Source organism: Brevibacillus sp. FIR094 (assembly GCF_050477165.1).
Taxonomy (GTDB): Bacteria; Bacillota; Bacilli; order Brevibacillales; family Brevibacillaceae; genus Brevibacillus.
This window is the reverse complement of the sequence record NZ_JBEAES010000020.1, coordinates 51,503-64,806: the sequence shown is the minus strand read 5'-3', so window position 1 is coordinate 64,806 and position 13,304 is coordinate 51,503. Positions and strand designations below refer to the sequence as shown.

General features: G+C 49.1%; 11 protein-coding genes. 1 reads left to right on the top strand and 10 read right to left on the bottom strand.

Going from position 1 to position 13,304, the window contains the following annotated elements; all coding sequences use genetic code 11:
• Positions 1-126: 126 nt before the first annotated feature.
• The 8 genes from pyk to ACQ5DJ_RS18570 form a co-directional block, all read right to left on the bottom strand.
• On the bottom strand, positions 127-1,881 hold the full coding sequence (gene pyk, locus ACQ5DJ_RS18605; protein ID WP_429843778.1) for a pyruvate kinase: 1,755 nt from the start codon (positions 1,879-1,881) through the stop codon (positions 127-129).
• Between the two features lie 39 nt (positions 1,882-1,920).
• Complete coding sequence (gene pfkA / locus ACQ5DJ_RS18600; protein ID WP_429843777.1) at positions 1,921-2,880, bottom strand: 6-phosphofructokinase; 960 nt, start codon at positions 2,878-2,880, stop codon at positions 1,921-1,923.
• A 222-nt stretch (positions 2,881-3,102) separates the two neighbouring features.
• Positions 3,103-4,059: an acetyl-CoA carboxylase carboxyl transferase subunit alpha gene (gene accA, locus ACQ5DJ_RS18595; protein WP_429843776.1), complete on the bottom strand. Its 957-nt coding sequence runs from the start codon at positions 4,057-4,059 to the stop codon at positions 3,103-3,105.
• Complete coding sequence (gene accD / locus ACQ5DJ_RS18590) at positions 4,026-4,970, bottom strand: acetyl-CoA carboxylase, carboxyltransferase subunit beta (protein ID WP_429843775.1); 945 nt, start codon at positions 4,968-4,970, stop codon at positions 4,026-4,028. Before accD ends, accA begins: the two co-directional genes overlap by 34 nt.
• A gap of 20 nt (positions 4,971-4,990) precedes the next feature.
• Positions 4,991-5,173, bottom strand: a complete 183-nt coding sequence (locus ACQ5DJ_RS18585) for a hypothetical protein (protein WP_007725347.1) — start codon at positions 5,171-5,173, stop codon at positions 4,991-4,993.
• Positions 5,174-5,254: 81 nt separating this feature from the next.
• Positions 5,255-5,926 (bottom strand): FadR/GntR family transcriptional regulator, encoded by a 672-nt coding sequence (locus tag ACQ5DJ_RS18580; RefSeq protein WP_012685105.1) that lies wholly within the window; start codon positions 5,924-5,926, stop codon positions 5,255-5,257.
• A gap of 105 nt (positions 5,927-6,031) precedes the next feature.
• The gene (locus ACQ5DJ_RS18575) at positions 6,032-7,276 is read right to left on the bottom strand and encodes an NAD(P)-dependent malic enzyme (protein WP_429843774.1); all 1,245 of its coding nucleotides are present in this window, start codon (positions 7,274-7,276) and stop codon (positions 6,032-6,034) included.
• Between the two features lie 168 nt (positions 7,277-7,444).
• Positions 7,445-10,873, bottom strand: a complete 3,429-nt coding sequence (locus ACQ5DJ_RS18570) for a DNA polymerase III subunit alpha (protein WP_429843773.1) — start codon at positions 10,871-10,873, stop codon at positions 7,445-7,447.
• A gap of 169 nt (positions 10,874-11,042) precedes the next feature.
• Here ACQ5DJ_RS18570 and ACQ5DJ_RS18565 point away from each other — a divergent pair, with 169 nt between their 5' ends.
• A complete protein-coding gene (locus ACQ5DJ_RS18565; protein ID WP_173608878.1) occupies positions 11,043-11,354 on the top strand; it encodes a YtpI family protein in 312 nt (103 codons plus the stop codon).
• A 241-nt stretch (positions 11,355-11,595) separates the two neighbouring features.
• On the opposite strand, the gene ACQ5DJ_RS18560 is transcribed toward ACQ5DJ_RS18565, so the two are convergent.
• Entirely contained in the window at positions 11,596-12,225 is a 630-nt protein-coding gene (locus ACQ5DJ_RS18560) for a metalloregulator ArsR/SmtB family transcription factor (RefSeq protein WP_144617183.1), read from the bottom strand.
• A 118-nt stretch (positions 12,226-12,343) separates the two neighbouring features.
• Entirely contained in the window at positions 12,344-13,198 is an 855-nt protein-coding gene (locus ACQ5DJ_RS18555) for a helix-turn-helix domain-containing protein (protein ID WP_429843772.1), read from the bottom strand.
• Positions 13,199-13,304 lie beyond the last annotated feature (106 nt).

Below are 13,304 nucleotides of genomic sequence, written 5' to 3'. Positions count from 1 at the left end.
TAATCACCGTTATCTGGTAAAACTTATCAGGTAGTTCGTCGGCTAATCCTTTTTGCGCCAAGCCAAAAAAGGGTGACGCTTGGTCACCCTTCAAAGGTATTCCGTATTAAATATGAATAATATTACCTACAGAATCCGGGCATGCCCTGAGTAAATATGCCCGCGTTCAGAATCCACCGTTACGATTTGCCCGTCCTTCAATACATCGGTAGCAAATTGCACACCTACGATGACTGGAACGCCGAGATTCAGGCCTACGATGGCTGCGTGAGAGGTAAGTCCCCCTTCTTCGCAAATCACTGCTCCAGCCTTACCAAACGCTTCAATCATATCGGAGTCGGTACCGATGGTTACCAGAATTGCTCCTTCTTCTACCTTTGCCAGCGCCTCTTCAGTCGATCTAGCAATAACTACCTTATTTGTGACAACTTTCCGGCCGATTCCTTGTCCTTTTGCTACCACATCGCCAATGACGTGGATTTTCATCAGGTTCGTTGTCCCAACTTCACGCACAGGCACGCCTGCTGTGATCACAACGAGATCGCCATGACGAACGAAGCCTGCATCAAGCGCCTCCTGCACAGACATCTCCAGCATTTCGTCAGTTGTATTCGCCATCTCGCCCTTCACCGGATACACGCCGTTTACGAGTGCAAGACGGCGAATAATCGCTTCATGCGGCGTTACAGCCACGATTGGTGCTTTTGGACGGAACTTCGATACCATGCGAGCTGTGTGTCCGCTTTCGGTCGCAGTAATGATTGCCGCTGCGTCCAGATCCAGTGCTGCATTGGATACAGCTTGGCTGATGGCATCTGTAATCGTCACTTGTTTGAGCTGTGCTTGTGCGTACAAGATCTCGCGATAATTCAGCTCTTGCTCTGCACGTACAGCGATGCGCACCATGGTCTCGACAGACTCAACCGGGTATTTACCGGCAGCCGTCTCTCCAGAGAGCATGATTGCGTCTGTACCATCGAAAATGGCATTCGCAACGTCACTCGCTTCCGCACGTGTCGGGCGTGGGTTGCGCTGCATGGAATCAAGCATTTGTGTTGCTGTAATGACTGGCTTCGCAAGCTCGTTACACTTCTTGATCAGCTTCTTCTGAACAAGTGGTACTTCTTCTGCCGGAATCTCTACGCCCAAATCTCCGCGCGCAACCATGATTCCATCAGTTACTACCAGAATATCGTCTACGTTATCGACGCCTTCCTGGTTTTCGATTTTCGCGATAATATCGATACGCACGTTATGGCGCTCCAAGATTTGGCGAATCTCCAAGATATCCGTTGCTTTTCGGACGAAGGAAGCCGCAATGAAATCGACTCCTTGTTCAATACCAAATTCGATATCCTGTGCATCCTTTTCAGTGATACCTGGCAAGTTGATTTTGACACCCGGAACATTGACGCCTTTTTTGCTCTTCAGTGTTCCACCGTTTTTGATCAAGCAGACGATTTCGGTACCACGTACTTCTTGTACAGTCAACCCGATCAAGCCGTCGTCGATCAAAATTGTATCGCCGCTTTTCACATCACGAGGCAATTCCGGATACGTAATGGATACGCGCTCAACGGTACCCGCTACTTCCTCAGTCGTGAGGATCAGCGTATTTCCTTCTTCGAGCTCGATTGCATCTACTGCGAGCGTACCCGTGCGGATTTCAGGACCTTTTGTATCCAACAGGATTGCAACTGGTTTCCCGGTTTCTTTTGATGCCTGACGAATGTTTACAATTCGCGCCGCATGCTCCTCATGGGAACCGTGCGAGAAATTCAAACGCGCTACGTTCATTCCTGCTTCAATCAGTTTTTTCAGTGTTTCAACCGTTTCACTCGCCGGTCCGATGGTACATACAATTTTTGCTTTCCTTAACATAGGATGTAAGCCTCCTCTACACTCCAAAACCTGTTAGTTTTATATAGATAGCGTGCGCGCCAATTGATAAATGGATAAATCCAATTGATGCTTTTTCGCCAATGCTTCTTGAAAATCAACATCAACGATCTGGTTGTTCTGAATCCCAACCATTCGGTCCTGCTTGCCTTCCAGCAACAAATCGACAGCTGCTGCACCCATTCGGCTCGCCAGCATTCGGTCCATCGCAGTAGGGGAACCACCGCGCTGGATATGACCCAGTACCGTTACACGAGTCTCCCAGCCTGTCTCTTTCGTGATCGCTTCGGCATAAGAGGCTGCACTTCCTACCCCTTCCGCCACAATGATGATGGAATGCTTTTTGCCACGGCGTTGTCCAGCATGCAGACGCTCAATAATATCGTCCATCTCCTGCGACGCTTCCGGGATAATAATGGACTCGGCACCAGCTGCAAGCCCTGCCCACAATGCCAGATCGCCAGCATCTCGCCCCATCACTTCAATAATGTACGTGCGTTCATGCGAGGTGGCCGTATCGCGGATTTTATCGATCGCTTCCACAACGGTATTCAATGCGGTATCAAACCCGATCGTGAAATCGGTGCACGGAATATCATTATCAATCGTACCCGGTACGCCAATGGTTGGGAAGCCTCTTTCAGTCAGCTTCTGTGCACCGCGAAACGACCCGTCTCCCCCAATTACAATCAGACCCTCAATTCCATGAGCACGTAATTGCTCCACTGCATTTTGCTGTCCGGCTTCCGTCTTGAACTCTTCACTGCGAGCGGAGTAGAGAATGGTTCCTCCCCGTTGGATAATATCCCCAACAGAGCCTAGAGACATCTCCTTGATATCTCCCCTCATCAGCCCTTCATATCCGTGGTAAACCCCAAACATTTGTACCTCGTGAAAATGAGCACGACGTACAGCCGCCCGGACTGCGGCATTCATTCCAGGAGAATCTCCACCGCTAGTGAGAACTGCAAGTTTCCGCATGGAATCCACCTCTCCAATCGTATCGTCTTTAGCATGTCATTTAACGGAAACAGTATGTACCATACTTTGTATGAAACATGCTGTATCACTCAAATCAGCATATCTGTTATACACTCGATAGATATGTGCCATACTTTTTGAAAGCTCTGATAACTCCTTCATTCGACTTCGATTGTAGCAGATTTTCCCCACGGAAAACAAGAAAAAAACGCCCCCTGATTCTTACAGGGAGGCGAATTCTCCGATCTGTTTAAACTTATCGTAACGGTCCTGTATCAATTCATCTGGAGTTAAACGACCCAACTGTTCTAGTTGTTCCGAGATGACCGCCTTGACCATCCCTGCCTGCGCGATCAAATCACGATGGGCTCCTCCGAATGGTTCATCAATAATTCCGTCAATGACCCCTAATTCCAACAAGTCAGGAGCCGTAATTTTCATCGTCTCCGCTGCACGCATGCCCAAGCTGGAATCTCTCCAGAGAATCGCAGCGGCACTCTCCGGTGCAATCACGGAGTAATAGGAATTCTCCAACATATAGATGCGGTTACCTACGCTGATCGCCAAGGCTCCACCGCTTCCGCCTTCCCCGATCACGATACAAATAATCGGCACGCCAAATGTCGCCATTTCACGCAGATTGCGGGCAATCGCTTCGCTCTGACCGCGTTCTTCTGCCGCTTTTCCAGGATATGCCCCTGATGTATTGATAAAGCAGATGATCGGCCGACCGAACTTGTCCGCCTGCTGCATAATACGCAAGGCTTTTCGATAGCCCTCTGGGTGAGCCATCCCAAAGTTGCGCTTGATGTTGTCCTTCGTGTCTTTCCCTTTTTGGTGACCGATGATCGTAACCGGACGTCCGTCCAGCTTGGCAATTCCACCTACAATCGAATGGTCGTCTCCGAACAAACGGTCTCCATGAACCTCGATAAAATCAGTAAAAAGTAGTTGTATATAGTCCAAAGTCGTTGGCCGTTCCGGATGACGAGCCAGCTGTACGCGTTGCCATGGAGTCAAGTTGCCGTAAATTTGCACAGCAAGCTCTTTTGATTTTTGTTCGAGACGCTGTATTTCGTCAGAGAAATCAATTCCCTTTTCCTCAGTAAAACGGCGCAATTCCTTAATCTTATCTTGTAATTCTACTAATGGCTTTTCAAAGGAGAGCTCGCCTGCCATGTTTCTACTCCTTCCCGAGACGTGTGCATCTCTACCAGTTTGGACAGCGTATTTCGCATATCCTTACGGTGTACCACCATATCGAGTTGCCCGTTTTTCAACAAGAATTCCGCTGTTTGAAAGTCTTTTGGCAACTCCTGACGGATCGTTTGCTCAATGACTCGACGCCCAGCAAAACCGATCATAGCTCCTGGTTCTGCGATATTGTAATCTCCCAACGAAGAAAAGCTGGCTGATACGCCACCATATGTAGGATTCGTCATGACCGAGACGAACAGCAAGCGTTCGCGATCCAATCGAGACAACGCTGCGCTGGTTTTCGCCATTTGCATCAGGCTCAATACACCTTCTTGCATGCGTGCTCCACCAGATGCACTGAACAGAATGAAAGGCAAACGCCGTTCGATCGCTTGCTCAATTGCGCGCGTGATTTTTTCCCCGACGACCGATCCCATACTCGCCATACGGAAACGAGAATCCATGACCCCAATCACGATGCGGTTCCCACTCAGGAAACCTTCGCCTGTAATGATCGCCTCGTTCAAATTGGTGTTGGCCATATCTTGCTCCATTTTTTCCAAATAGCCAGGAAAACCGAGCGGATTGGCTGTAATCAAATTGGCATCAAATTCTTCTGTCAGAACCCCATCATCCAGAAGCGCTTGCAGACGCTCTGGAGCGGACATGGAGTAGTGGAACTGGCAGCCTTTACAGACACGCAAATTCTTCTCCAAATCCTTCGAGTAGTGAATCGTCCCACAATGTGGGCATTTATTCATCAATCCCTCAGGGACTTCCTTTTCTTTCGTACCCGCTTCCTTGCTAGTGTCGGTGGAAGCTGGGACACGTGCTAGTGTCTCTGAAGGAACTGTAGCGAATTTGCGCTTTTTCCCAAAAAGATCTTTAAGCACAGGTACACCCACCTTTCTCATCAGTGAAGGATCGTGCCGAGTACATCCCGGACTTCGTTTAGTTCGCTCTCTGGCACGAGAATCTCGTATTGCTTCGAGACCTTACCTTCGCGAACCTTTACCAAAAACCCTTCATCTGTCAAACGTTGCTGTATCCGTTCTGCAATTCTAGCGCTAGGAGCGATGTAGATGACCGTCCACATGTTGGCTTCCTCCTCAATCGTCCAATACAGGTCTGCATCATCATATCACAGCGCCAACGCCCCTCGCAAATTGAGGGAAAACTAAAGCTTGCTGTTCTCCAAATGCTTTTTCATTCTCTCTAATGCGACGTTCACATCGCCTTCGCGAATGGCTTCCATAATCTGTCGATGCTCTACGAGTGCTGCACTCGCTCTACCTTCGCGCGACAGTGATTCAATACGAATACTGTTGCTGTACTCAACCAAAGGCGTCCATATGCGATGCAGAATCGAGTTGCGGCTGGAGCGACATATGACGCGATGAAACTGATAGTCTTCCTCCGCAGGTACCTCGCCTCTTGCTACTCTTTCCTCTGCAATGGCCAGGATGCGTTCCATTTCATCAAAATGCTTGTCAGTCGCCCGTCTACAGGCTAAGCGGACAGCATCCAGCTCTAGCATTCGGCGCATTTCGATCAAGTCCTTCTTGGTTTTGGTATCCCGTAGGATAAAAAAGCCAAGAATATCGATCAGCCGATTGTGTCTGTAATGCTTGAGGAAGGTGCCTTCCCCGCGACGGGTCTCAATGAGTCCGAGCAGCTCCAGAGCCCGAAGAGCCTCGCGTACAGAGGAACGACCTGCTCCCAGTTGCTCGGACAGCTCTCGCTCAGACGGAAGCTTGTCCCCAGGCCGCAAGTTTTGCTCCTGAATGATTTCATGAAGTTGCAGGAGAATTCCTTCGTAAACCTTTCGATCTTGGGAAGAGTCGAGCACGATTATCCTCCTTACTCATACCTTCAACGAGGAGCACCCTCCACGTTTGTAAAAAGCCTACGTTCTTTCGCGGAGGGTGTCGTCGGTGCCTCGATGAAAAGTATTTTACGCTTCTTGGTAAGAGATAGCTGTCAATTTCGTCGTTTTTTGTTTGACTTCTTCCGGATCAACTGTGAGGCGAGCAACACCCGTTTCCATTGCTGCTTTTGCTACTGCCGCAGCTACGTTTGGTGCTACACGTGGATCGAATGCAGAAGGGATCACTTTATCTGCAGTAAGCTCTTCTGGTGTGATCAGGTCTGCGATTGCATATACAGCAGCCAGCTTCATTTCTTCGTTGATCTCCGTTGCACGTACATCCAAAGCGCCACGGAAGATTCCCGGGAATGCCAGAACGTTGTTTACTTGGTTCGGGAAGTCGGAACGGCCTGTACCGATTACTGCCGCACCTGCTTCTTTTGCTTCTTGTGGCATGATTTCTGGTACTGGGTTTGCCATAGCGAAAATGATCGGATCGCGGTTCATCGAACGAACCATGTCCTGTGTAACAGCGCCAGCTACGGATACACCGATAAATACGTCCGCGCCCTTCATTGCGTCAGCCAGGTCACCTTGCAGCATGCTGCGGTTCGTGATTTTCGCCATTTGTTCCTTCACTGGGTTCATACCGTATGGACGGCCTTCGTACACGATTCCTTTTGTATCAACCATGATCACTTCTTTAACGCCCATGGAAATCAGAAGCTTCATGATCGCGATACCAGCTGCACCTGCACCGTTCGCTACTACGCGGATATCTTCCAACTTTTTGTCAACCACGCGCAGAGCATTGATCAGACCTGCCGCTGTAACGATCGCTGTACCGTGTTGGTCATCGTGGAAAATCGGGATGTTTGTTTCGCGCTTCAGACGCTCTTCGATTTCGAAGCATGCAGGAGCTGCGATATCTTCTAAGTTAACGCCACCAAAAGTAGGCTCGAGCAGTTTTACTGTCTCTACGATTTTATCTACATCTGTTGTATTCAAGCAGATCGGGAATGCATCTACACCTGCGAAGGCTTTGAACAAAACTGCTTTACCTTCCATAACCGGCATTGCTGCTTCTGGTCCGATGTTTCCGAGCCCCAGTACTGCAGTACCGTCGCTGACTACTGCAACCAGATTGCCTTTCATCGTGTAATCGTACACTTTTGACTTGTCATCAAAAATATCTTTGCAAGGTTCAGCAACCCCAGGAGAATAGGCAAGACTCAGATCGTAAGCATTGCGAACGGGTACCTTGGTCACTGCCTCCAATTTTCCTTGATGTTTTCTGTGAAGCTCAAGTGCTTCCTCTCTCAGGTTGGACATGCGATCCCACTCCATTTCACGATAATAGTTTCTATGATTGCTTGTAGGCAGTAAAAACGCCTGGGTTATTCCAAGTGGTCTGACCACTTATTGAGTTATGATCTCAATATAATAAAAAACTGTTCTCCTGTAAACCTGCCGAAAACGGCGAAAAAGGGAGGACATTCCTCATCCTCCCCAATTTATAGGCATTTCTTTCCGAATTACGCTGTCAGGACCCACAATTTCTCGCGCTTGCTCCAAAAATGACTCATCTACGTCTACCCAATTTGCTTCTGGCAGGCGAATTGTCTGTCTTTTCCCTTCATAGAAGAGGATAACGGGAATCGCTCCTTTTTTTTCGACAAACAAGCGTGAAAGTCTTTGCAGCGTCGAATCGTGCTCTTGCTCTACCGATATTTTGACAAATAATACGGTCTCAGACTTCGGCTGCGGCAGCGTTTGTGCATCCCAGAAACGAGAAGCCATGAGCTTGACCATGTCGTCCTGATGATCGACTCGGGCTTCTGCCACGACGATTTGTTCACGCTCGAGCAGTGGCGCATACTTCGCATACACCTGTGGAAAGACGACCAGCTCTACTGGCGCCGTTTTGTCCTCTAGCGTAATAAACGCCATTGGGTCCCCTTTTTTCGTTTGGATGCGTCTGGCTTCCGTTATCATTCCGAATACTTTCACCGTCTTGTCGCGCGGCACATCCCCCAATGAAGAGATAACGGCTACTTCCGGGCGACTCGCGACATGGGCAAACTGGTCAAGTGGATGACCGGAGATGTATACCCCGATCAAATCCCTCTCCTCTTTTAATTGCTGGGTATGTGAGAGCGGTGGTACCTCGGGATATTCTGCCGGCTCGCGCAATGGTGCCGCATCTTCTTCTCCCGCAAATAGATTGAGCTGGTTGGCGTCACGTTCGATTCTTTTACTGTTTGCCTTCCCTACCGCTTCATCCAGTAATAGCAAAAGCTGACTGCGATGTCCTGGCAACGAGTCCAGCGCGCCGCATAAAGTGAGCGACTCTACTACTCTGCGATTGACTAACCGTGCATCCACGCGGGCACAAAAATCAAAGACGTCACGATACGGTCTGCCTTTGCGCTCTTTCACGATCGATTCAATGGCACTGTAGCCGACGTTTTTCACTGCTGCCAGACCGAAGCGAATCGCCTCCTGCTCCACTGTAAAGTAGGCAAGGCTCTTATTCACGTCAGGCCCGAGCACGGTAAGATGTAATCGCCGCGCTTCTTCCGTGTACTCGGCAATTCTCGTTTGACTGCCGATGGACAATGAGAGTAGCGCTGCCATGAACGCAAGCGGATAAGTTGCTTTCAAATAAGCCATCTGGTAAGCGATGACCGCATAAGCCACCGAATGGGCTTTGTTGAAGCCATAATCGGCAAAGCGTACGATCAAATCGTAGACTTGATTGCCCAGCTCTTCTCCGTACCCTTGTCGGACACAACCAGCCACGAACTTCTCCCGCTGCTCCGCCAATAGCTCCCGTTTCTTTTTCCCGACTGCTCGGCGCAAAATATCTGCCTCACCAAGACTGAAGCCTGCCAGTGTCGAGGAAATCTGCATGATCTGCTCCTGATAAATCATAAAACCATGCGTCTCCCGCAAAATCGGCTCGAGAACAGGATGAGCGTACTGTACTTTGCTCTGTCCGTGTTTAGCGGCGATGTACTGTGGGATGATCTCCATCGGCCCCGGGCGATACAAAGCCAGGACCGCAATGATGTCGTCGAGGCTGCTCGGCTTCAAATCTCGCAGCACACTGCGCATCCCCGAAGATTCCAGTTGGAAAATACCGGTTGTCTCCCCACGGGAGAGCATACGAAACGTTTTCTCATCGTCTGTCGGCAGCTGATCCAGATCAAGCGATATTCCCTGCTCCTGCAAATGACGCAATGTTTCCTGAATGATGGTCAAATTGCGCAAGCCGAGGAAGTCCATCTTCAACAGACCGACTTCTTCGAGAATCTCCATCGGATACTGCGTGAGCGCCAAGCCTTCATTGCCCGTCTGTAATGGAACGTAATTCGTCAGCGGTTCACGCGAAATGACGACACCCGCCGCATGTGTGGAGGCGTGGCGCGGCAAGCCTTCTACTCCCCTTGCCGTTTCGATCAGTTGTGCTGCCTGTTTGTTTTCCGCGCACAGCTTGCCGATATCCGGGTTGATCTGCATCGCTCGTTCAATCGTCATGCCTGGCGATTGCGGAATCATTTTGGCCACGCGATCCACGATGCCCAAAGACAAGCCTAACGCCCGCCCAACGTCACGCACTGCTGCACGAGCCGCCATCGTTCCAAAGGTAATGATTTGGGCAACACGATCATGACCGTACTTGCTCGCTACATAGTGAATGACTTCGTCACGGCGCTCTACGGAAAAATCGATATCAATATCAGGCATCGTCACCCGCTCCGGGTTGAGAAAGCGTTCAAAGAGCAACTGAAAGCGAAGTGGATCGACATTCGTGATTTTCAAAACATACGCGACGAGACTACCTGCCGCAGATCCGCGTCCAGGTCCAGTCGGTATCCCGTTTTCGTGGGCGTACCGCATGAAATCCCATACAATCAGGAAGTAATCGGTGAAGCCCGTCCCTGTAATAATTGCCAGCTCGTGATCCAGACGCGCTTGCACCTCTGGCGTAATCTCGCCGTATCGCTCCAAGCATCCCTTTTCACACAGTTCACGCAAATACTGCGTTGCATCTTGTCCCCCTGCCAAGGGAAATTCCGGCAAAATATGCGCGCCAAAGGTAAGGTCCAGCTTGCACCTATCTGCAACAACTACAGTATTCGCTAATGCCTGGGGCGCAAAGGCAAAGAGCGCCGCCATTTCCTCGGCACTTTTCAGATAGTATTGATCCGTCTCGTAACGAAAACGGTTTTCTTCGCCAATCGTCTTGCCTTCTTTGATCGCCAACAAGATATCATGCTGCTGGTGATCCTCCCTGTAGATGTAGTGAACATTGTTCGTCGCAATCAGCGGAATCCCCGTTTCCTGGCTCAGTTTCACGAGACGAGTATTCAGCCTGCGCTCCACTTCCAGTCCATGATCAGCCAGTTCCAAATAAAAATACTGTTCACCAAACATTCGCTGATATCGGAGGGCTGCGTCTTTCGCAACGTCCGCTTCTCCAGCCAGTAATAGCTTGGCTACTTCCCCTTGCTGGCAGCCGCTCAGTGCAATGAGGCCGTCTGTATGCTTTGCCAACGCCTCTTTGTTGAGACGCGGAAGAATGTAGTTGCCGTCTGTATTCGCGATTGTCGCCAGCTTCAGGAGATTCCGGTAGCCCGTTTCGTTTTCAGCGAGAACGATCAGATGACTAGGCGGCGGTGCATTTCGCACGCGATCTTGAAGATTTCCCTCTATTACGTATATTTCCATTCCGATAATCGGTTGGATGCCTGCCTCCAGACAAGCTTTATAAAACGGGATCGCCCCGTGCAGATTGGCATGGTCTGTCATAGCCAGTGCATGCATGCCCAACTCGCTGGCTTGCTTCACTAGTGCATCGATACGTGCTGCTCCATCCAGCAGACTGTACTCCGTATGAACATGCAAATGGACAAAGGAGGTCATGATATTACCCCTCTCAATTTTTACAATGGAAACTTTCTCTCTTACATTATACCGGAAGTATAGCGCATACGGACGTTAAGAACAAACGTTCTTACTTGTATTTGACCGCTCTCCCCTGATTTTGGTAGGATGGGTAATACCAGAATGGCTAGAAAGGATGAATCCATATATGTGGTCTGCCTTTTACATGACCGGTATTCTCGCTTCCCTGGTTGCCAGTGTCTACTATAGTATCCATGCGCGCAGACGAGGCATCCATCCGCTTGAATCGCGTATGTTGCTGGGGAAAATGAATGTGTCATTGGGGATACTCGTTTCTTTGTTCGGCATCAATCAGTTTACTTTTGATTCTCTCGATACGATCCGCATTGTCGTTGCGTTGATCATGCTGATTGTAGGGGCTATGAATTTATTTTTGGGAACTCGCAATTATTTCCGTTATCGTACAGCTTGGCAGGCAGAATTGAAAAAAGGGGTATAAGTGTTCAAAACCTCAATAAGAAAAAGGCATGGGAACAGCTTTACGTTCCGCATGCCTTTTTCATTTTTAGGAAAACGATGACTGGAAATACTTTTCCTCTATTCCCAGCTGTTTATCATACAAACCTGTTAGAGCTCTCGCTATAATGAATTTGTGTGACATTCTATTGCTTCGACAACCTGAGCGGCAGTGCCGAAGGTTGTCCTTTTTTCTGTTCAATTCAGAAGGAAACGATTTCCTGCTATTGCAGGTCTTCGGCTTTTGCCCAGATTTCCTCCGGGTTCAGCTCATAGATGCCCTCTTCTCGATACATATAATGATTCATGATGAATTCCCGGCGAATCGTAGCATAATCCTCGTGGAATTGGCGAATGTATTCGTTGATCTCTTGTTCCTTGTACTTGCGACCTTTTTCTAACCCACGGACCATGTGTTCAAAGACGATCAGCTTTTTCTTACGCTGGGACGGGATTTGTTTCAGCTTGCCATCTGGTGTAATAAAGCTGCGAATGACCTGCATTTTTTCTGCTGCCATCTGATGCCTCCTCTGAACGTGTGAGTTGTCTTGCGCAAAAATGTCCTCTGCTGTCGAATCCTTTGCTTTTTCCATGACATTCACGATTGCTTGCGACTGGCGTGTTACATTGGCTTCGTGCAAATAAAAGTAAATGGTGTTTTTATCACGTCGTTCGTAAACGACACCTGCATCTCGAAGCTTTGCCATATGGTGGGTGATGGTGGGAGGTGTCACGCCGAGCTTGCCTGCCAACGCCTGTCCGTGCAGGGGGCCATTTGCTAAAATCGCGAGAATGCGTACGCGCGTCGGGTCTCCGAGTGCTTTATAAAAGGTGACGAGTTGGTCGAGTTGCAAAAGGGGCACTCCTTTCTCGATTGGTTATTGTCCGAATCTAATTAGATAATTTTCTAATTAGATGATAAGTTACATTCCTTACCCTGTCAATTCATCGGTGACGAAGCTTCGTACGTACCTACATGCTATTACGGTAATCGAGCGGACTTACTCTATATTTTTTTCTAAAGGCCCTCTCAAATGTGCTTACACTACCAAAGCCCGCTTCAAAAGCAATGGCCGTAACGGCGAGCTTACTATGTCGGAGCAACCAGGCGGCCCGGGTTACACGTTGATCTGTCACATATTGCGCAGGAGTGCGACCAATCTGCTCACGGAATAGACGAATCAGATGAAATTTGCTGATACCCGCAACTCCCGCCAGTGTATCCAGTGAGCAATCCACGGTTACATCATCCTGGATCAAATCCGTCACCCTTTTCAGGACAGGATGGATCGATACAGGAATCGAGGGATAAGCGGATAGATGCTTGCCCCGCCATTTTTGCGTGTGCGATCCTTCCTGCACATTTAACAGCAGGCTGGCTAGCTCCCATTCTATCTGTTCAAGCTCCAGCTTTTCCATCTGCTGTGTAATCATTTGTGTACAAACCGTTTCCGCGATTCTTTGAAAACCATCCGTTTCATCTTCCGACCATGGGACAAATTCAATCGGTCCGCTAACTGCCTCCATTTTGTCAGCATAGACACTCTCCAGCAGGCTTGGGCTGAGAAAGAAGAGCATCAACCGCATAGCCTCTGCCTCGGAAAAATGACGGTGCAGACAGCCCGGCGATGCAACCAGGCGCTGACGTCCGGCCAGCTTGCGAAATTGCTGTTCACATTGCACCATCGGATTTCCCTGAAGCAACATGCTGATTTGAAAACAAGTATCGTGCTGATGTAGCTCATCAGAAACGCCTGCCTCCATCTGATAGATGGTAATTGCGCTGTTCACAATCTTCAGAGTTAACGGCTTGGTAATCTGACTCATCGTTCCCCTGCCCACCTTCCGATGTCAATTTTTGCTCAATCGTCACAGCAAAATTTGCCGCGCTTTTTTTCTTGATCCATCTACAATTAAAATATGTATTTTGCCT